Genomic DNA, 20,416 nt, shown 5'->3' with positions numbered 1-20,416 from the left:
TCTATATCAGCAAATCACAAACATCTGCCAGAGCTTGGGAAATATCCGGATCATCAGTGAGTGGTTCTATGATCGCATGCCTTACGGAAAGTCTTTTAGGCAATCCACTGACTATAAGTTTAGCCGCATCAACAAGTAACCTGGTAGACGCCGTTTCTGTCAACCCTAATTCTCTAAGATTTCTTATTTTGGTACCGATATTGACCAACTTATTTGCTGTAGCAGTATCAATACCCGTCTCATTGCTGAGTATCTCTGATTCCAATTTGTTTTCAGGATAATTAAAAGGTATAGAAACGAATCTCTGCCTCGTGGATGGTTTTAATTCTTTAAATCCTCGCTGGTATCCGGGATTAAATGAAGCTATCAGCAAAAAATTTTCATGTGCTTCAATTGTCTGACCTAATTTATCAATGTACAACTGCCTTCTGTGATCAGTCAAAGAATGGATTGCTACAATGACATCCGGACGGGCTTCGGCAATTTCATCCAAATACATAATAGATCCGCTCTTGACAGCAATGGTCAATGGTCCATCTATCCATACAGTTTCAGCTCCTTTTATGATAAACCTTCCTATAAGGTCAGTAGCTGAAGTTTCTTCATGGCAGCTCACGGTAATCAACGGTATTTGATATTGATGAGCTATATATTCGACAAATCTAGACTTTCCACTGCCGGTCGGGCCTTTTAACAACAATGGTAACCTGTTGGCCCACACTTTGTCAAAAATTTCAAGTTCTTTTCCTGTTTGTTTGTAATATGGTGCCTTTGTTTTGGGCAAAGTTTCTTCTAATACCATTTTATATTTATTTTTTAAAACAAAAGCCACCATCATAAATGGTGGCTTTTGTAGTGGTTATTGATGTGGTTCTAAAGCTTCGTCTGTAGGTCGGCCATACTTTATAAATTCATATATAAAATATACAATGCCTACTGTAAACAGCGATGCGCACAATACCAGAATCATAAAGTGAACCTCAATTTCCTTTTGAGCCTCTCCGAAATCCATACCCATGATCCTTTCCAGATACACCTGCGCCACACCTGCTGCTGCAAAAGCGGTGGTCATACCTATCATTCCGATGTTTGACAGCCAAAATGCCATCAACCCGTTATTAGAGTCATAAAATTTGCGACCGGTCATATTGGGCATAGTATAAGAAATGATGGCCAGCACAATCATGCCATAGGCTCCCCAGAACGCCAGGTGCCCATGCATAGCAGTGACAAGGGTGCCATGTGTCCACATATTGACTTGTGGAAGTGTATGCGCCAATCCAAGTAATCCTGCTCCTACAAATGAAACTATGGCTGTACCCAGCGTCCACATTAATGCGATTTTATTAGGATGTTTCTTTTCACCCTTGCGGTACATAGCTATGGCAAAAAGTGCCATTCCTAAAAATGCCAATGGTTCTAAAGCAGAAAATATACCTCCGATGATCAGCCAATACCTTGGTGTGCCTATATAGTAATAATGGTGACCTGTACCCAATATACCTGAGATGAATGTCAAACCGACGATGACATAAAGCCATTTTTCGATTACTTCTCTGTCCACTCCTGTAATTTTTATCAGCAAGAATGCCAAAATACCACCCATGATAAGTTCCCATACACCTTCTACCCAAAGATGCACTACCCACCATCTGAAGAATGAATCCATAGTCTGATTGTCAAACCATATCATACCCGGGAGGTACAGTAAGGCAGCGAAAAACAATCCCATGGTGAGTACCAAAGAAGTAGTGGTTCTTTTTTTACCTTTGAAAAGAGTTGCCAGAATCAAGCCGAGAAATAGGAGAACATTGACTACGACTAAATAATCCAAAGGTCTTGGTATCTCCAAAAATTTTCGACCTTCCCAGTAATTGAAATGATATCCTATGATCGCAACTACTCCGACTACGGCCAAAGATATAAGCTGGATATAGGCCCACTTTACACTCACCAATTCATTTTCAGCCTCTTCCGGTATGATGTAATAGGCGGCACCCATAAACCCTGATAGTAACCAAACCACGAGAAGGTTGGTATGTACAGCACGTGCTGTGTTAAATGGTATGAAATCATGAAGATTGTCGTATCCCATATGAGCAAATCCCATTATAAACCCATATATAATCTGAAGAGACAACAATAACATGGAAAGTGCAAAAAACCAGTATGCAACTTTTTGTGATTTATATTTCATTTTATTTATTTTTAGTTGGTTATTAAAATGTGCATTTATCAATTTAAGATATTGCACGAATTATTTAGAATCAGTATTTTGTGTCATCTTATATTTTGGTTTTGGTGGGAAACCATTTAAATCCACTTCATTAATCCATTTAAAGAAAGCCACAAGGTCGTTGGCCTGATCTTCTGGAAATGCATAGGCGACCATCTTGCGACCCCTTGGGGCCCAAGGTACTTTAGATATTAGTACCGTCTTGACATAAGCATCACCTCTCCTGTCAATAACACGTGTAAGTTCCGGCGCATAGTACGCACCCTCACCAAGAATAGTATGACACCCCATACAGTTGTTACTCTCCCACAATTGTTTGCCTCTGACAACTTCCGGAGTTAAATTTTCTTCATTGGTTTGTTTTGGCACTTCAGTACTTAAACTATGCCATGACAATCCAAGAAAAACAGCAAAAGACACAATAGTGCCTCCAAGAAAAAATGTTCTTGCCTGACTTTTTGATAACATAATGAAAAGTTTTGATTGGTTAAATTGGCAAAATTGCCTTATTGAGTTTTGTTTTATTTTAAAATTAATTCGTTACCAAATAACTTAATCTGCATGATGGTAGCAATGCTCTTGGCCCTTTCCTTGATCAATTGTGTATTGTTGCCGGAATAACCTTCGTCTACAGTTTCAAAAAAGAGCAGTAACCATCTGTCAAAATGAACAGCCGTCATAGGGTTTCGGGCATGAGCTATCATGTGCTTTCCCATGGGATTGCCGGTATAATTGCCTGTGTGAAAAAGTACATTGTCCCAAAAATCATACATCAAAGGCAAGTGTTTTGTCCAGTCTACATGATCAAACATAAGACCTATCAGATCATCCTTCATGACTTTGTCATAAAAATTGTTGACAAGTATTTCTATATCGGCTCGATTAACAATATCTTTTTTCTTCATTTAATTTGATTTTATATGCCGAAAACATCTTTTGTTTTAATTTTATCCTTGTATCAACATGCACAAACTGTCTTCATCAGCATGCACCTCATGCATGATATCTACAGGTATATCTTTGTATTCGTATTGGTTCAATGGTGTCGATTCACCTGCCTGTACATACGTCACTTTGCCGGTGATCACTGTCAGTCGAGCAGGTAGATGGGTCTTATGCTGATCCAATACCATATCTTTCTTAAAGCCGATGAAAATGGTCTTCACATCTCCGCTCTTGTAATAAAGTCTCGCTACCGGCTTGGAGGCGGACATTAATTTTTCCTGTATTTCCTCAATTATCATCGTATTAAAGGTCTTTTTTATTGAATAATTTTAATGAAATCAAAAATGGAATCACAATCCAAAGTAGCATCATTATCAGAGATATCAGATACCCTGTCATGGTTCCAAACATTTTTTTGAATATCGCACCTGTATATCCCATGAGTGCAGCGACATCCACCTGAAGGAGTACCTGAATTCTTGCCAAGTCTATCGGGTTTAGCGCTGAAAATATAGCCATGGGCTTTTCGATGGGATAGTCTGCATATTGAAACATAAAAAATAGCACCAATCCGTCATAAATAAGCGAAAGAAACAACCATATCATGATCGAAAGCCCTATGCCACGTGCCTTGTCTCTCATAAGGATGGAGCAAAGCATGGCGATGGATACAAATATAGTCGTGATCAGCATACCTGTGACGATGACGGTCATACCAGTCATAAAGGGAACAAACAGCAACACAGGAATACCTATGCCTACCAGAAATGATACATTGAGCGCTATGGCAAGGCCGATAAACAGCGAAGTCCAGATAGCTGATCTTTTTACCGGCTGGCTTACGAGCAGTTCTATGAATTCGGCACTATTGTACATGTAGATATTTGAAAAAATAATAGAGACAAGTGGTACCGTCAGCAGTATAATGTTAAGGAGGGACATGATACCCTTGGATGTATTGTCTTCAAGGCTGAAGATACTCCAGGAAAATACTCCCAATATCAATGCATAAAACAGGATAATACGATTTTTTAATATATCAGCAATCACAAACTTCGTTATTCCCTTCATGCTCTTTTTATTTTTAGAAGTTTGCTGACGGCTTTGGATACTCTTTCCTCCCCAGTTTCTTCAAAAAGGGCATCAACGGACTTATTGAACAGAACTTCTGCTTCCTGCATAAAAATGATATCTGTCAGTAGGTCATCCAACTCACTGAGTAAATGCGAAGTGATCAAGATAAGCTTACCGTTTTCACGCTCTTTGATGATCTTCTCGCGCAATAGTTCTGATGATATGGGATCAAGACCTGCAGTGGGTTCATCCAGGATAAGTACAGGCGGATCAAACAAAAAGGCCAAAGTGGCGCTCACCTTCTGCGTAGTACCGCCGGACAATGTTCTCATTTTTTTATCACCAAATTGTTCAATACCAAATGCATCGTACAACTCTCTGTCTTCTACGCCCTGATATCCTCTGATGTCTCTGATCATATCGATCACTTGTTTGATACTCATATTTTCAGGATATCTGCCTATCTGTGGCATGTAGCCGATATGATTTTTATAGCTGACTTCACCTTGGATATTTTTGTCATCAAACAGGATAGTTCCTGCACTGGGTACCACCATACTAAGAATGCTCTTGATGATGGTGGTTTTGCCACAGGCATTAGGACCGATCAGTCCGAAACATTTGCCTGCTGACAGATGCATCGAGACATTTTTCAAGGCCTGCGTTTTGCCAAAACTTTTATATATATTATTGAGTTGGATCATAAATCATAAGGTTTTAAAACAGGCCTGTCATCCCTGAAATTTTCTGGAGTGATACTCGGGATGAGCTTTTCTGTTCGCTCCAATAAAGTGACCATAAAACTCCGGTACAATAACATGGCTATAGGATTGTTTTCGATGATGACAGAGTACAGGCTCAACGGATGAAAGGGTATATCTCCAATGCCGTTTTTATCCAGATCATATCCTTCGTATTTGTCCCAGTAGTTGTTATTAAAAGTATTGAGCACCAAAGAACCGTTAGTACTGACGTCAAAAGTGTTGCCGGTAAAATTGTTTTCTGTGATGGTATTATCCATGCAGTTGGCCTGAATCTTTAAACCCCAGCCGTTGCCTTGTAACACATTTTTGTGGATCAGTATCCGATTGGCTCCTTCCAGAAAAAGCGCTGAAGTATTATTGATAAATCTGTTGCCTCTTATCTCTGCATCCGAAATCTCTTTGAGCAGGATACCATAAGACGCATCACCCGTACTGTTTTTGAAGGTATTGCTATACATGATGACATTTTTGGTGTACATCACTGCTACTCCGGCACCGTTGGCTTCAAAGAAATTATTGATATAAGCATCATCATTGGAAAACATGAAATGCAGGCCGTACCTGATGTTAAATTTTGAAATATTGCGCCAGATGATGGAGTGAGTCACAAATTCAAAATAAATACCGTCTCTGTGGCCCTGTATATAGTTGCCGATGATTTGTAAGCTATCTGATTTCCAGCAGTGGATTCCGTTTCCTATTTGTTGTTCTTCGACACCGTAAGCTTTTACCCGATTATTGCGGATGATGCAGTTTTTCCCAAATTGAATGTAAATCCCAAAAAAGTTATTGTCCAATACATTATTTTCGATTACAACACCAGATGCATCATAGACTTTGATACCGCCCGGATCATTGAGGGTAGCAAATCCTGAGTTTTGGACCTGAAATCCTTTAAAAACTACATCATCTGATTTTATAGATACTACTTCATATTTTTTATCTCCGTCTATGACAGGCAGTTCTACACCTATCATCACTATCTTTTTGTTGATGACGATATTCCCTTCTTTGTACTGGCTGTGATACACATAAACGGTATCATAGTCTTTTGCGACAAGCAATGCAGGTCTGATATTTTTGAACTCTTTGCCGGGACCTACATGGATAATGCGACTCATTGCCACTTGTGTCATGGTGACAAGTAGTAAAAACAAGAGAATTATTTTATGTACGATAAACGACATTAATATTATTTAATCTTTGAAAAGAGTGTTCCAGTCAGTTTTTTCTGCATTCAGTTTTTGTATGTGCTCACTAGCTTCTGCTTCGGTCTTAAAAGCTGCTATATTTCCAGCCATGGGACTTCGGAGTGTTCCACCTTTAATGTAATGGGCAGTTTCTGCTGGTATCAACTCATTGTTTCCGGGATAATAGTGTACATAATGGCTCTTGACTTCTTTGTCAGGGTTCTCTTTTTTGAATTCGATCAGGCAAGAGATATCATCAAATTTGAAAACGCGACCTTTTTTGGTGATAAGTTCAGCAGCGAAGTGGCCCTCGGATATATTCATTTTACAGTAGGCACAAGTATCTTTGTGTAATACGATAGGTTCTGGACCATCAGGACTACAGGACATCATAGTTACTAAAAGAAGGATCCAGAGCATAGTTTTGATATTTTTTTTAAAAAATCTATTGAGTAATCCGGCTTCCAAAACATACACCAATCCTATTAAAACACCGCCAGTTAACATCATCCATCCACCTAGGTCCGGAATAGAAAACGCCCCAAAGTTGAGCAATTGTTTGAATCCTATCAATGGTGGCTGATATGCCATGCCCGGTACTATAATCGCAGCTGTGGGATCCAGATTGTGACCATACTCGTATTCCCATCGCCAAAAGTCGTACATGGCCAATATACCAAAAAGTGCGAATGTAATCAACAAAATCAACACTGACCTTCTGCTTTTAAAATACAAACCAACTACAATAGCCCATATTCCAAAAAAGCCAATGATATAAGGCAGGACTGTAAACTCAATAAACTCCTCTGCATGCAGTGTTTTCATACCGATATAGTGATTCAGACCATTGATGATTTCGACTTCTCCACCGAGTCTATTAGCATAAATCAGCAAAGCAAGACCTTCAGGATATTGTGGTGCATCCAGTTCTATACGCCAGATAGGAAAATAAACCGCTGAAAGAATACAAATACCAGCCAGTATCAGCATGATGACTGATGATTTAGATAAAGATGTCATGATTATGTATTTAAATTTTTAAAAAGATTGTTTCAAAAAGTAAGAATTGTTGTTTTGAAAGTTAAATCTTTTTTATCAAAAAAAAGGGGCAGAGAGATGATTCCCGCTGCCCCCTTTTTTTAGTTATAAACTGTTAAAACCAGTTTTATTGAACAGGTTTTTCAGCAGGAGCCTGCTTTCCTACGTGGAATGTCAAAGGTGTTTTACTTCCTGCCGGAGATACTCTTACGTATCCCTGCATTTCCTGATGGAGCGCACTACAGAAGTCAGTACAATACATCGGGAAGATACCTACTCTGTCAGGTACCCATTTTAAGGTGGTGGTTTCGCCCGGCATGATCAGCAATTCTGCATTGTTGGCTCCTTTGATAACAAATCCGTGAGGAACATCCCAGTCCTGCTCAAGGTTGGTAACATGGAAATACACTTCATCGCCCATGCGCACACCTTCAATGTTGTCCGGTGCAAAGTGAGACCTGATAGCAGTCATGTAAACGTGTACTTTATTGCCTTCGCGCACCACTTTGGCTTCAGCTTCTCCTTTGGCGACTCTTGGGTGTTTGTTTTCACCAATTGGATAAATTTTCAACTGACCATTATTTCTGATGATGTCCGCAGGTGCTGCCTGTGCATAGTGAGGTTCTCCTATGGTTGGGAAGTCCAGTATCATTTGCATTTTCTCACCGCTGATGTCAAATAATTGTGCACTTTGAGTCAATTCAGGTCCGGTAGGCAGATATCTGTCTTTTGTGATTTTATTGTAAGCAATCAGATATTTTGGAGATGGTTTTCTTGTATTTCCACCAGGGATACAAAGGTGTCCTACTGAGTAGAATGTCGGTACTCTATCGACCACAGCAAGATCCTTGATATTCCATTTGACCACTTCAGATGATACAAAGAAAGAAGTATAAGCAAATCCTTTACCATCAAACTCAGTGTGTAATGGTCCAAGACCTGGTTTTTTAACCTCTCCGTATAAAGCTTCTTCGTATTTTACTACAGGAATACCTTCGTATTCGCCGTCAAATGCTTTTGCAGCAATGGCTTTCTGAAGTTTATCAAAGCTGAACACAGGAATCACAGCCGCTAATTTTCCACTACCTACGATGTACTCACCAGTAGGATCCACATCACAACCATGAGGTGATTTAGGACATGGGATCATATAACAAATGTCTTTCAGTGCAGCAACATCCAAAACGGTTACTTCATTTTTGATAGTAGAAGTAGCTGTATGAGAGTGTTCATCCCAAACATTATGGGCATATTTTACTTTTTGTTTTACACCTTTACCGGCCTTGAGATATTCTTCAGCTTTTTTTCCAGTTGACAGCCATGATGAAGTCTTTATCTTTTTGTGACGCATTGACTTCAAGGAGCGTATTGGCTTGTTCAGTATTGTAGCAAGAGAAGAAAAACCATCCGTGAGATTTATCTCTACCGCAACGTGCAAGGTCAAAATTGACACCCGGTGTTTTCAATTGGAATGCAATATCCATCTGACCGGATTCTTTGTTTACACTTACAAAGCTGATGTGTCCCTTAAAATTTTTCTTGTAAGAATCAATTGGAACATCACCGTCAGCATAGTCAGAGGGCACGCTAAATCTAGTACCAGCTACAATATATTCAGAATTTTCAGTACCAAAAGGGGAGCTGTGGTTTCCACCGCTATTGGGCAATTCTATGATTTCAGCAGTTTTAAATGTTTTGAGATCGACCCTCGCCAGTCTCGGAGTATTGTTGGCATTGGCAAAAGCCCATTTTCCATTGATCTCACCTGTAGTCTGAGACAACTCTACGTGATGGAGATCATCCCAGGGAACAAATCCATGTGAAGTATTTAGCATTGGTTTGGTCTCTTCGCTATATCCCCAACCTTTTTCAGGGTCTACAGAAAATACCGGTATCACTCTGAATAATCTTCCGCTAGGCAGGCCGTAAACAGACATCTGACCGCTAAATCCACCACTCACAAAGTTATAGTATTCATCATATTGGCCGGGAGCTACAAAAGACTTTACAGCAGAATCTCCTTTTACTGCTGTACCAGCGTTTTTAGGGCGGCATGACATGATAAACATGGTCATGAAGGCCACAAGGGCTAATAAAATTATTTTATTGGTTTTCATAAATATTTGGTTTTTATTATTTTACACCATCGTTTTTACGCATAAATTCCAGAATATTTCTGGCTTCTTCGTCAGCAAGGCTTTGGTTGGGCATACGCACGAGACAAAGTTCCAATTGAGCCTGAAGTTCAGGATCCTTATCGATCATTGGATCAGGATTGGTAATGAAGTTCATAATCCAGTACGGTGTTTGTCTTTGAGTGACTCCTTTCCAGCCTGGCCCTACCAATCTTTCATCTGTCATTTTGTGGCATGATGTACATTTGACTCCCGCTGCTTTTTCGCCTGCGGCTGCCATTGTCGCATTTAATGTGGCATCGACCTTAACGTTGGTTTCGTCAAATTTTCCTTCTCCGCGTTTGGGATCATAACTTGTGGCATCGGCTGCAGGAGTTTCAGTCGCAGATGCTGCAGGAGTTTCAGAAGTTGTTTCTGTTTTTTGATTGCCTCCACCGCAAGCTATAAAAAAGCTAAATGCAACAAAGGCCAAAAGAATTTTAAAGTTTCGCATTTTTGAATGATTTTATTTTGGCACAAAGGTGGGATTTGCATATAAAATCATTTATGATTGTAGTCATAAAGAATGAAAGTTTCTTTATCTTCTGACCAATTTCCGGAATGGATTTGGAATCTGAGTGCGAACCAAATGAAATAGAATTGACAGATCGGGTGATAAAGGATCAGGACATAGTGTGATTTGGTTAGGTAAACTTTAGAGTATGTTTAAAATTTATCCTTTAGCGATAAAATGTCTTGTTTTGGCAGCAAAATTGGTTAAATTTTTTGACCGCCTGACGAATTTTAAAGCAAAATTTATTTAAGTTCGGAGTCAGGCAGGTCGAATTGCACATCTGCCGCAGAGGAATGCACAATTTGCCTTTTTTCTCTCAATATAAGTTCATTTTATTATCCAAAAACAAAATTTAAACTCTTAGATAAACTGGTTTGCGAAGAATGACTAAAACAACATGTTGATTTTGATGAAGGACGAAGTTAATGTATACCCAAAGCGGTAACACGAAGTGTGTCATAAAGTATTTTTAATCAGGACATTTGAACAATTACCATTGAATTATATAGACCTATAAAACTTAGGGTCTATAAAGAAGATTTTTCTTATTGAAAATTATAAGCGGTATTTATATTCAGGTCGAGTGTAAGATTGATGTTGTGAATGTTTTTAGGCTGCTATTTGCTTTGCTGATCATTCAAAGATAAAAACCAAACATTCTGTTTCAAATGATTATGGTATTTTATAGATAATGCATATATTTGTGGCCTAAAATGAAGACATTTCCCTTTCTTCTACGTTACATACAGAATAATGGTCATGTCGGCAAACTAAAAAGAGGACAAAATGAGATTTGAAGTATCATCAGCAGATTTATTAAAACAACTAAATATAGCATCCGGAGCCATCAACCCAAATCCTGTCCTTCCGATTATGGAAGACTATTTGTTTGATGTAAAGGACAATGTGCTCACCATCACATCCACCAACCTTGAAACCACCATAGTTACTCACGTAGATGTGACATCTGATGAGGATGGTATCATCGCCATACCGGCCAAAATGCTGCTTGAAACGTTAAAAGCATTGCCGGAACAACCAATCACTATCGCCGTGGACGAAAATAGAGGTGTGAAGATATTGTCAGCATTTGGAGTATATAAATTGTCTGGTGATCAGGCTGATGACTTTCCTACACCTCCTGAGGAAGATGATGTCGAGACTCTCACTTTGCCTTCAAAAAAAATACAAAAAGGCATACTAAATACTGTTTTTGCAACTAGTAATGACGAGCTCAGACTCGCTATGACAGGTGTGTTGATCCAGATTGATTTTACAAAAATGCACTTTGTAGCCACCGATGCCCACAAACTTGTAAAATATACAGTTGGCAACCTTAAAACAGATATAGCAAGATCACTGATAGTGCCCAAAAAGGGACTAAATCTGATCAAAAATGCCTTTTCTGAAGAATGTGATGTGACAATCAGCTTCAACAAGGCCAATATCTTCTTCAGCTTTGGCCGTACAAAAATCATATGCAGGTTGATAGATGCCAAGTATCCGGAGTACAATGCAGTCATTCCTGTGGAAAATCCTTTTGAAACTTTCATCAATAGAAAAGATTTCCTGAATTCCCTCAAAAGGATCGCCATTTATGCCAATAAATCGACCAATCAGGTACTGCTCAACCTTACTGAAAAGAGCATGACCATTTCTGCTCAGGATCTTGATTTTTCCAATGAAGCCACAGAACAATTGAGTTGCAACTACTCAGGCGATCCCATGACCATTGGCTTCAATGCTAAGTTTTTGAGTGAGATGCTGATGGTCCTTGAAACCGATGAAGTGAAGTTGCTGCTTTCTACCCCAAGCCGTGCCGGTATCCTCGTACCGACCGATCAGGAAGCTGATGAAAACCTTCTTATGCTGGTGATGCCGGTGATGATGGGTAACTAATCCGTGTATGACGAAGGTTGGCTTGTTTTTTGGTTCATTCAATCCAGTACATGTTGGGCACATGATCATAGCCAACCATCTGGCAGAATATACCGACTTAAGCCAGATATGGATGGTGGTCAGTCCGCACAATCCATTGAAAAACAAAACTTCTCTGGCAAATGATAATGACAGATTTCATTTAGTGCAGCTTGCTATAGGAGACAATACCAAAATAAAAGCTTCCAATGTAGAGTTTTTTTTGCCGACGCCTTCATATACTATTGATACCCTTGCTTTTCTAAAAGAAAAATATCCCGACAAAACCTTTGCTCTGATCATGGGTGGAGATAGTCTGGAAAGTATCGAAAAATGGAAAAATGCCGAAAAACTTCTCCGTGATTATGAAATATTTGTGTACAAACGATCGGATTCGGATATTTCAAAATATAACCATTTGGAAAATATTAAAGTCGTAGAAGCACCACTCCTGGATATTTCAGCCACATTTATCAGAGATGCTTTAAAAAACAAAAAATCTATCAGATATCTCGTTCCGGATGCTGTATTCGACTATCTGCAACACTCTCAGATGTATAGAAAAGCATAATACTTTTGCTAAGAATCTTTATACTTAAGTAAAAATAGACAATAAAACTTATCATTTTTACATTATGATTTAACTATTTAAACTAAACCTCGTCCACTTTATGACCTACCGCTTTTTATTTCTTTTTTTGATGATAGTTGGGTCGGTCTCCACATTTGCTCAGTCCAATCTTTCTATCGGCCAGTGGAGGTCTCATCTTTCCTATAGGGAAGGTAAAAGAGTCACTCAAAGCGACAAAAACATCATCTATGCATCAGATAAAGGGATGTTTACAATTTCAAAAGATGACCTTTCAGTAAAATTTATATCTAAAGAAGATGGCATCACAGACGTAAATGTAAGTCAGCTGTATTACGACAAAGCCAACAAACAATTGATCATAGTATACGTCGACAATACAATAGATGTCATAAAAAGTGAAAGTGAAATATACAATCTTCCATTTATAAAACTCAATACTTCCATCCTGGGTAGTAAAACAATAAATGATATCTTCATTTCAGATACCGGGGATGCATTTATTGCGACAGATTTCGGAGTTTTAGGATTAGATCTTAGAAAATTGGAATTCCCATCGACCACATTTACACAGCTCAAAGTCTTGTCGGTAGCCATTTTCAATGGAATGGTATATGCTGGTACAGAAGAAGGTCTTTATAGTGTAACAAGGAGAGGTACCAATCTTACGGATTTTAGCATTTGGCAACAAATACCGCCCGATAAAGGTTTGCCTCAGTCATATGATGTCAGATCACTGGCGGTCAAGTTTAATAGCTTATATGCACTGATCGAAAATAAGGTGTACAAATCGGAATCAGATGGAAAATTTAAAGTTGTATATACTCCTCCTGATGCATCAGAAGTGATAAAATATATCTCCGATGATGGCACACAGATCATGGTGGGTGTCGAAAAAAATTTTAATACAAAAACAATATTTATCAATCAGGATGAAATCAAATCCGAAAGGGCTCCGGATTGTGTCAATAGAGGAGTATATGCTGTAGAGGATGAAAAAGGTCGGGTATGGTATGCCGACATGTGGGATCCTATCCGCTATACCGAAGGCAAAACCACGGGATCATGCAAAAGACTGCAGTATCATGTACCATTTAGCAATGAGGCAAGTCACGTAAGGTTTAAAAAAAATAAAGCATACTTTGGTTCAGGAGGTGTAACAGATGATTATACCTACAAATTTAACAGGTACGGATTTTACACTTTGGAAGACAATCAATGGCAAAATTTTGGAGATAAAGAGATACCTGATATTTTTAATAAGGAGTTTTTTCATCTTTTCTCTCTTGCTCCTCATCCTTCTGCACCAGAAGTTTACCTGGGGAGCTACTTTAATGGTATCATGCTTTATAATGAAGAAACAAAACAGATAAAACACTGGAATAAAGACAATAGCATCCTTGGTAAAGTCATCGGTGATGAAGCCAGGACCAGGATTGCCGGACTAACATTTGACAAAAACAGCCATTTGTGGATCTCTAACTTTGGGGCAGAAAAGCCCCTAGTTGTAAAAACAAAAGAGGATACATGGCATAGTTTTCAGGTGCCCGGCCCTAAGTCTCTGGCTGAAATAGCCATAGATAAATCGGGCAACAAATGGATCGTAGTAGCTGGTGTAGGAGGTGGAGTACTGGTCTATAATGAAGGCCCGAAGATTGCCGATCCTACTGATGACAAAATGCGGTTTATCAGCAGAACCAACAGTGAAATCAAAGGCTCCAAGGTCAATAGTATCATGGTAGATCATGATGGAAGTGTATGGGTCGGTACCGATCAGGGGCCTGTAATATTTGACTGCGGCGACCCTTTTGGTGAAAACTGTAAAGGCAATACAAGAAAAGTGGTGGTCGAAGGAATTCCGGCACCTCTACTCAGAGATGAAGATATCCTGAGTATCGAGGTGGATGGAGCCAACAGAAAATGGCTTGGTACCAGAAATGGCATTTTTGTCCAATCCCCTGATGGCATCACAGCTCAAATGAAATTTGATACAAAAAACAGTCCGCTGATAGACAATAAAATTTCTGATCTTGGTTTTAATCCGGCAACCGGAGAAATGTTTATCATCACACCAGCAGGCATCCAATCTTATAAAACCCAAACATCAGGTTGGTCACGTACTCATACTGACGATGTATATGCATATCCTAATCCTGTCAGACCGGACTATCAAGGACCTATAGCCATCAAAGGATTGGTCAGAGATGCCAATGTAAAAATCACAGATATCAGCGGCAAATTGGTCTATGAAACAAAAGCACTGGGTGGTCAGGCTATCTGGGATGGCAAAGACTACAATGGAGTAAATGCCGCATCAGGAGTTTACCTTGTCTTTAGCGCCAGTGAAAACATATCTGCATCACCAGATGCCTATGTGACAAAAATTCTGATTGTACGGTAGTGGGTTACCTTTATTTGGTTCAATATTTTAAGAACACCAAAATTCTTGAAAATCAGGAAGCGTAGTTTTGAATTCCATTGTCTATTCAGTATCAGGAAAAATGCTGTTGTCCAAAGTCTTAGACGTTAGGTCAGTTATCTGCCGGTCTCATGACCGGAGAGTATCTCTTTTCAACCGGTCAAAGACTGTACCATAGGTTCCATCAAAGTCAGATAAGACTTTGACAACCGAAAGGCTATCAATCAGATGTTCTGATGGATGTACTTTCCTGAATCCAACAAGGCACAAAATAACTACTTCCGGCTTTAAGGTTTCTGAAGAATATATCTTCCTTCGATGGCATAAATTGCCAATATCTGCTTACCAGTGCACTGGCCTCCCGAGCGACTGAAGGGTCTACACTCTTTGCTTTATTCCACATATCTATTGCCGGCCAGGTGACGACCTGACTCTCCCATCCTCTCCCGGTACCACACATAGGTCCGCTGGATGCATAGAGATTGCCTATCAGCATATATGGTTCTCCCCAACCTGGCTTTAGCTTTGCAGCATCAAGAGCAAATTTTCGGGATTTTGCAAAATTTCTCAAATCTCTGTAATAAATTTTTGCGATCAGAAGCATATATTTAGCTTTGGTATCATTATCATTGCTCTGATCGATACATTTTTGATATGATTCTACAGCATTCGAATATTTTCCCTGTGAGTAATCTTCATTTCCTTGAGCGGCACAACTCAATGCAGGTGGTGCTACATAACATTTGGTTGCTTTTACCTGCTTGAGTTCTGTGACTTTAGCATCTGTACCTAAACACCCACCTCTCAGCAGTCTGGCATAAACCATGTTGATGACATCACAACTGTCAGGATTGGCCTTAAACATGGGATAATATTTTTTTGTATAATACTCACATCCGTAAAATCCATCCAATCCTTCCAATCCCTCTAATCTTGCAGGTGCATATTCATCAATTACATGCCATGCTTCGCATATTTTCCCTTTACATGTCGATAATCCATTTTCTACAGTTTTGAATATCAAATCAGCATATTTCCTACCCTCATCCTGAGAAACTTTGCCCTCCACGACTCTGTCAAAAAGTAACTTTGTAAACGGATTTACCACAAAATAATCAGCATTTTTCCCTTTGATATCAAAATTGGATTTAAATAAATTGTAAATGGCCTCATCATCCACATAGCCAGGATAATTGTAATAATAATCAAATGCCTTGATGCCATTGATATACGCCTCATCTCCAAAGCATTGCTTCTTTTTGTCATAAATAGACATGATTGTATCAACATATTTTCGTTTCTGAAACATATCATTGGTATTATCATGCAACTGTTTGTATAAAGACGCACCATCCTCAAAGTGGTTTTTCGCCCTTCCGTTGGAACCAGGTGCCATTGCGTAGGCTATTTTCCAGTAATGCATAGCTTCCTGATAGTTTTTTGCTTTTAAAAAATCTTTATAAAGAACAAAGGAATTTTCAGCCGTCTCTTTCTCGTGAGGCTCTAAATCATCAAAAGTGATACATGGGCCTTTGGGTTCTTTTTTTACAGGAGTGACCACTGAAGTTTCAGCAGGTTTTACTTCAGTTACTTTTGGCGTACATGAACCGATCCAAATAAAAGAAACCACGGATAAAAATCTTATTATTTCCTTTGACATAATTTTATCATTTTTTAATTTAAGACAAAAATATTAATAGCATGTCACATAAACAAGAAAGTCGCAATCATAACAATTAAGAGTACATTTAAACTGCTATCATTTGGCTACAAGTGGTAAATTATATTTTAGCCAGTATTATATTTTTCGCCGTACAGTGTCAAGCTACGCTTGAGCTATCGTGATGCTTCTGTCCCGATCAAGGCATTTTTTTAGAAAATCGTCTTGACCGGCAACGACTGCAAAATATGCATTGTCCAAAATTAAATTTCCTCACTTTTGCTCAAACATAAAAATTTAAACATATTCTAACCACAAAATAAAAAAGGGTAGTCTGTAATCAAACTACCCTTTTTATGCTGTTGTAGTAACTATTTATTTGACACGGAGTCTCACTGACTCTCCGATCCAACAACCACAGTTGAGAGACTGACCTTCTGAATATCCTCGCATGAATGCTTCTGATTTATCAGGAACTGACCCATAAAAGTGAGATAACTTATCGTTTGCTTCTTCCGCAATCGAAGGTTCAACAGATTTCGCCTGATTATATTTATCCATTGCTGCTAGTATACAAAGTCTTTGATTGAAGGCATCACCACAGGATCTTGCGGTTTTAGCATACATATCTCCTATCAGAAGATAAGGCCTTCCATAACCTGATTTTAATTTTGCAGCTGAATAAGCCGTACTTCTTGCCTGACTGTATAGATTGAGTTTTCTAAATTCGATTGAAGCCACAGCAAACATCATTGTAGCTTTTGTATCATTGTCAGTGGCGCTTTCGATGGCTTGTCTATACTTAGTGATGGCCTCCTGATATCTTCCTGCATCATATGCAGCTTTTGCGCCGGCTGCAGGATTGTTGGCTTCAAACTCGGCCTGAAGTCTTGCATTCTCTGTGGTGGCATATTTTTTCCACTCAGCATCAAGTCTTATGATATCATGGTCATCATTGGCACATCCCTGTGATTTCAGAGTTGCAAGTACTCTTTTTAAGGTCTGAGCATCTTCTTTATTTTCTTCATATTCAGGTATGAGTTTCTCTTTGAAGTATGCACAATCAAAGATGTCTTTTTCTATTTCAGAAAAAGTACCTTCCATATTTGCTTTTGCTTGCTGATAACCTTCTGACAATTTCTCATTGTTGGAGATATTGTATTCAGCTATTTCCTGCATTCTTTTATATATTGAAACTGCTTTTTCCTTAGGAAATCTCTTTTCTTTAAACTCATATACAACAATTCGTGCATAAGGGTCAAAGATGGTGTACTCTGTCTTGTCACCTGAATACTCTATGGTCTTATCTAATGCAACAAGCACGTCTTCATAAGGAGCGTTGATGATGTAGAACATATCTGCTGCTTTCCTACCATACAAATATCCTATCCTCCACTTCATTTCTTCATCCGTGGCGTTTTTAGTAGTGATCGCTTTTGAGGTATAACATGCTATCGCCTGATCATACAGTTGAATAATTTTATTGTGATATTCGGCTTTCACTTTATCTTCAGTCGTTTTTGTCAAAAGATCTTTATACAAGACCACTCCGTCTGTATAGTGATAATCTCGTTTACCATCAGCAGCAGGGGCAAGTTTATAAGCCGTTTGCCAGTTTTCAAAAGCCGTTGGGTAATCTTTTGCTTTCAGTGCTTGCCTATAAATAGAGTGTGCATTTTCTGCGTCTGTCTGTGTTGGTTTTCCTACCCAGGTTTCACACTGACTGTAAGATATATTTACAGCCACAATTACAAGTAAGGTCAGAGAAAATAAATGTTTGTTCATAATAAGCAGGTGTTTTAGTTAATTGTTTTTGTGAAATTAATTATATTTTCGTTTTAAAAACCATTCATCGTCGTTAAAAGTTACACCAAGGGAAATTTTAACAAATTTTTCAGATATTGGAGTGTTGTTGCCTCTCATGCCAAGATCAAAGCCAAGGTTCATATGAGATACTTTCCTCTGAAAAACAAAAGGCAAGCCAAAGCCAAAAGTTATACCATATGTTTCGATTTGTGTTCCCCTTACCACTCTTGGGTCTGATGCATAATATACACCATATCTATAATAAACCCTTTCAAAAAAATTGTCGAAGGACTTGTAATCAGGTCTGAAATGACCACCTACACTGACTCTTTGAGTGTTTTTAAGGGCTCCTTTTTTATCGCCATTTGCTTCATTGAAGTAATTGGTCCAAAGTGCTGTATTGTAATTGAAACCTATCGAAAATTTTTCTCCTGAATAGTAAGTGGCTCCAATCCCAAATTCTGCAGGTAGCTTACCCTTTCCAGCAATAGAATCCTCCAACCTTATAGTATCTGTATTAAAAATATTGCCGGGCAACTGTTGTAACAATATGTGATTGACAGTATAATCTGTATTGAATGATGTTGCGGAATTGGCATGAAATCCAAGTGAAATTCTTTTTAAAGCAATGGCTCTATTGCTTTCTAATGCTTTTTTATTTAAAATGTCAGAATACATCATGCCGGCACTCCACAGAAAACCACGCATATTGTAGTCATTGCCATAAAGATCCGAATAGGCATATTCTGTATTGTCAAATTGTACTCTGTTTTCGTATCTCATTTTTCCAAATAGATACCCAAGATTCACTCCCAAAGACAGATTTTTGTATCTTATAGCATTTCCCCACATAGCTTTGTATGAACCACCTGTACCCTGATAATTTCTGATAAAGTTTTGTCCTGCTAATGTTGAATCTGTAGCAGCGATGTCATAACCTACAGAAGAGTGTTGCATTAAGACAAAAGCCATTGCGAGTTTATAATCTCTCTTTACATTGTCATAGATCTCATTGATAGGGTTTCTAAGTGGGAAAGCAAGAGATAAATACTCCAGATTACCACTCCAAAAAGCATTTGTTGCTTTACTATCTTTTAATTCTGTTCTTTTGGCAAAAACACCCACATCAAAAGCGGTGGAATTGAGAAATGCATAACTTGCAGGATTCACAGGGTTGATGTGAAATCCATCCATAAAAGATGCTCCCAAACCTCCCATTTGTCTGGTATGATTTAAATTTGGGTCTGTCAGGTCACCTATACCATATCTGGAATATGGACTATTGTCATTCTTTTGTGCATATCCTGGAAGGGAGGTGACACATAAAATGATGACCAAAAAAACACTAATTCTTATTAACATTATAATTTAATATTTCGTTTAAACCTTGCAGAACAAGATACGGGGCGACAAATATCTTATTTTTTGTGTAACTTACAAACAAATTTGCATCTCCGCCTGTTAAAATTATCACAATTTCGCCATATTCTGTTCTTATTTCTTCTATAAACGAGTCAATTTCTCTCAACGCTCCTTTTATTCCTCCATTTTGGATAGATTTAACAGTTTCTTTTGCAAGCAGCTCATCTGGTAACTCCATCGGTACTAAGGGTAAGCGATCAGTAAAAAAATGCATGGCCTTAAGTCGCATTCTGATACCCGGACTTATATTACCTCCTAAAAACCTACCTTCAGAATTTATAAAGTTCATCGTTATGCATGTACCCATATCAAAAAACAGGACTGATCTGGAAGGCATCAACTTCCAGGCACCGACAGCTGCTGCTAATCTGTCTTTTCCCAACGATTCAGGAACTGCATATTCATTCTTAATCGGGACAGGTGTATTATGATCCAGATGTATGAATATAGGAAGTGCGCTTAATGCAGAGACTACCTCATTTGATACTTCTGAAGTATTGCACAAAATGGCTGCAGATACATGATGCGTTTTCAAAGTTGAATTTAAGAGTTGGAGCGCACCTTCTTTTTCTATAACTTGATGAAATATTATCTCATTATCTTTAAAAATGGCCAGCTTAAGTCTTGTATTTCCTATATCTGCTACTAATTGCATTGCATCCTGAGGT

At 38.6% G+C, this 20,416-nt stretch carries 17 protein-coding genes and 1 pseudogene; 3 read left to right on the top strand and 15 right to left on the bottom strand.

Annotated elements, in window-relative coordinates; all coding sequences use genetic code 11:
- Window position 1 precedes the first annotated feature (1 nt).
- The 11 genes and pseudogenes from IPK35_21690 to IPK35_21640 form a co-directional block, all read right to left on the bottom strand.
- Window positions 2-802 carry a CbbQ/NirQ/NorQ/GpvN family protein gene (locus IPK35_21690; GenBank protein ID MBK8055813.1) on the bottom strand — a complete coding sequence of 267 codons (801 nt, stop codon included), beginning with the start codon at window positions 800-802 and terminating at the stop codon, window positions 2-4.
- Window positions 803-859: 57 nt separating this feature from the next.
- Window positions 860-2,197, bottom strand: coding sequence for a cbb3-type cytochrome c oxidase subunit I (locus tag IPK35_21685; GenBank protein ID MBK8055812.1), 1,338 nt, complete (start codon window positions 2,195-2,197; stop codon window positions 860-862).
- A 60-nt stretch (window positions 2,198-2,257) separates the two neighbouring features.
- The gene (locus tag IPK35_21680; GenBank protein ID MBK8055811.1) at window positions 2,258-2,704 is read right to left on the bottom strand and encodes a cytochrome c; all 447 of its coding nucleotides are present in this window, start codon (window positions 2,702-2,704) and stop codon (window positions 2,258-2,260) included.
- A 53-nt stretch (window positions 2,705-2,757) separates the two neighbouring features.
- Window positions 2,758-3,141 carry a group III truncated hemoglobin gene (locus tag IPK35_21675; protein MBK8055810.1) on the bottom strand — a complete coding sequence of 128 codons (384 nt, stop codon included), beginning with the start codon at window positions 3,139-3,141 and terminating at the stop codon, window positions 2,758-2,760.
- Window positions 3,142-3,183: 42 nt separating this feature from the next.
- A complete protein-coding gene (locus IPK35_21670; GenBank protein ID MBK8055809.1) occupies window positions 3,184-3,480 on the bottom strand; it encodes a hypothetical protein in 297 nt (98 codons plus the stop codon).
- Window positions 3,481-3,484: 4 nt separating this feature from the next.
- Window positions 3,485-4,252: an ABC transporter permease subunit gene (locus IPK35_21665; protein MBK8055808.1), complete on the bottom strand. Its 768-nt coding sequence runs from the start codon at window positions 4,250-4,252 to the stop codon at window positions 3,485-3,487.
- Complete coding sequence (locus IPK35_21660) at window positions 4,249-4,959, bottom strand: ABC transporter ATP-binding protein (GenBank protein ID MBK8055807.1); 711 nt, start codon at window positions 4,957-4,959, stop codon at window positions 4,249-4,251. The genes IPK35_21665 and IPK35_21660 overlap by 4 nt, the downstream gene beginning before the upstream one ends.
- Window positions 4,956-6,206, bottom strand: coding sequence for a nitrous oxide reductase family maturation protein NosD (locus IPK35_21655; protein ID MBK8055806.1), 1,251 nt, complete (start codon window positions 6,204-6,206; stop codon window positions 4,956-4,958). Before IPK35_21655 ends, IPK35_21660 begins: the two co-directional genes overlap by 4 nt.
- Window positions 6,207-6,215: 9 nt before the next feature.
- Window positions 6,216-7,229 (bottom strand): nitrous oxide reductase accessory protein NosL, encoded by a 1,014-nt coding sequence (locus tag IPK35_21650; GenBank protein ID MBK8055805.1) that lies wholly within the window; start codon window positions 7,227-7,229, stop codon window positions 6,216-6,218.
- Between the two features lie 145 nt (window positions 7,230-7,374).
- A pseudogene (gene nosZ / locus IPK35_21645) lies at window positions 7,375-9,364 on the bottom strand (Sec-dependent nitrous-oxide reductase).
- A 16-nt stretch (window positions 9,365-9,380) separates the two neighbouring features.
- A complete protein-coding gene (locus tag IPK35_21640) occupies window positions 9,381-9,875 on the bottom strand; it encodes a c-type cytochrome (GenBank protein MBK8055804.1) in 495 nt (164 codons plus the stop codon).
- Between the two features lie 846 nt (window positions 9,876-10,721).
- Between IPK35_21640 and dnaN the strand changes: the two genes are divergently transcribed.
- The 3 genes from dnaN (at window position 10,722) to IPK35_21625 (ending at window position 14,842) form a co-directional block, all read left to right on the top strand.
- The gene (gene dnaN / locus IPK35_21635) at window positions 10,722-11,834 is read left to right on the top strand and encodes a DNA polymerase III subunit beta (GenBank protein ID MBK8055803.1); all 1,113 of its coding nucleotides are present in this window, start codon (window positions 10,722-10,724) and stop codon (window positions 11,832-11,834) included.
- 7 nt (window positions 11,835-11,841) lie between these two features.
- Entirely contained in the window at window positions 11,842-12,423 is a 582-nt protein-coding gene (locus IPK35_21630; protein ID MBK8055802.1) for a nicotinate-nucleotide adenylyltransferase, read from the top strand.
- A gap of 100 nt (window positions 12,424-12,523) precedes the next feature.
- Window positions 12,524-14,842, top strand: a complete 2,319-nt coding sequence (locus IPK35_21625; protein MBK8055801.1) for a hypothetical protein — start codon at window positions 12,524-12,526, stop codon at window positions 14,840-14,842.
- 238 nt (window positions 14,843-15,080) lie between these two features.
- Here the strand turns inward: IPK35_21625 and IPK35_21620 are convergent, their stop codons facing one another.
- The 4 genes from IPK35_21620 to IPK35_21605 all read right to left on the bottom strand — a co-directional run bounded on the left by IPK35_21620 (window position 15,081) and on the right by IPK35_21605 (window position 20,403).
- Window positions 15,081-16,520 carry a hypothetical protein gene (locus IPK35_21620; GenBank protein MBK8055800.1) on the bottom strand — a complete coding sequence of 480 codons (1,440 nt, stop codon included), beginning with the start codon at window positions 16,518-16,520 and terminating at the stop codon, window positions 15,081-15,083.
- Window positions 16,521-16,895: 375 nt separating this feature from the next.
- Window positions 16,896-18,305 (bottom strand): hypothetical protein, encoded by a 1,410-nt coding sequence (locus tag IPK35_21615; GenBank protein MBK8055799.1) that lies wholly within the window; start codon window positions 18,303-18,305, stop codon window positions 16,896-16,898.
- A gap of 36 nt (window positions 18,306-18,341) precedes the next feature.
- Window positions 18,342-19,688: a hypothetical protein gene (locus IPK35_21610; protein ID MBK8055798.1), complete on the bottom strand. Its 1,347-nt coding sequence runs from the start codon at window positions 19,686-19,688 to the stop codon at window positions 18,342-18,344.
- Window positions 19,672-20,403, bottom strand: a complete 732-nt coding sequence (locus IPK35_21605) for a type III pantothenate kinase (protein ID MBK8055797.1) — start codon at window positions 20,401-20,403, stop codon at window positions 19,672-19,674. The genes IPK35_21610 and IPK35_21605 overlap by 17 nt, the downstream gene beginning before the upstream one ends.
- Between the last annotated feature and the right edge of the window lie 13 nt (window positions 20,404-20,416).

The sequence above is a fragment of the Saprospiraceae bacterium genome (assembly GCA_016713025.1).
In the GTDB taxonomy this organism is placed as follows: Bacteria; Bacteroidota; Bacteroidia; order Chitinophagales; family Saprospiraceae; genus OLB9.
This window is presented reverse-complemented; position numbering and strand designations above follow the sequence as displayed.

Bases quoted from the DNA above. Each gene is read 5' to 3' on its own strand.
- IPK35_21690 (MBK8055813.1), bottom strand. From the start codon at position 802: ATGGTATTAGAAGAAACTTTGCCCAAAACAAAGGCACCATATTACAAA.
- IPK35_21685 (MBK8055812.1), bottom strand. From the start codon at position 2,197: ATGAAATATAAATCACAAAAAGTTGCATACTGGTTTTTTGCACTTTCC.
- IPK35_21680 (MBK8055811.1), bottom strand. From the start codon at position 2,704: ATGTTATCAAAAAGTCAGGCAAGAACATTTTTTCTTGGAGGCACTATT.
- IPK35_21675 (MBK8055810.1), bottom strand. From the start codon at position 3,141: ATGAAGAAAAAAGATATTGTTAATCGAGCCGATATAGAAATACTTGTC.
- IPK35_21670 (MBK8055809.1), bottom strand. From the start codon at position 3,480: ATGATAATTGAGGAAATACAGGAAAAATTAATGTCCGCCTCCAAGCCG.
- IPK35_21665 (MBK8055808.1), bottom strand. From the start codon at position 4,252: ATGAAGGGAATAACGAAGTTTGTGATTGCTGATATATTAAAAAATCGT.
- IPK35_21660 (MBK8055807.1), bottom strand. From the start codon at position 4,959: ATGATCCAACTCAATAATATATATAAAAGTTTTGGCAAAACGCAGGCC.
- IPK35_21655 (MBK8055806.1), bottom strand. From the start codon at position 6,206: ATGTCGTTTATCGTACATAAAATAATTCTCTTGTTTTTACTACTTGTC.
- IPK35_21650 (MBK8055805.1), bottom strand. From the start codon at position 7,229: ATGACATCTTTATCTAAATCATCAGTCATCATGCTGATACTGGCTGGT.
- IPK35_21640 (MBK8055804.1), bottom strand. From the start codon at position 9,875: ATGCGAAACTTTAAAATTCTTTTGGCCTTTGTTGCATTTAGCTTTTTT.
- dnaN (MBK8055803.1), top strand. From the start codon at position 10,722: ATGAGATTTGAAGTATCATCAGCAGATTTATTAAAACAACTAAATATA.
- IPK35_21630 (MBK8055802.1), top strand. From the start codon at position 11,842: ATGACGAAGGTTGGCTTGTTTTTTGGTTCATTCAATCCAGTACATGTT.
- IPK35_21625 (MBK8055801.1), top strand. From the start codon at position 12,524: ATGACCTACCGCTTTTTATTTCTTTTTTTGATGATAGTTGGGTCGGTC.
- IPK35_21620 (MBK8055800.1), bottom strand. From the start codon at position 16,520: ATGTCAAAGGAAATAATAAGATTTTTATCCGTGGTTTCTTTTATTTGG.
- IPK35_21615 (MBK8055799.1), bottom strand. From the start codon at position 18,305: ATGAACAAACATTTATTTTCTCTGACCTTACTTGTAATTGTGGCTGTA.
- IPK35_21610 (MBK8055798.1), bottom strand. From the start codon at position 19,688: ATGTTAATAAGAATTAGTGTTTTTTTGGTCATCATTTTATGTGTCACC.
- IPK35_21605 (MBK8055797.1), bottom strand. From the start codon at position 20,403: ATGCAATTAGTAGCAGATATAGGAAATACAAGACTTAAGCTGGCCATT.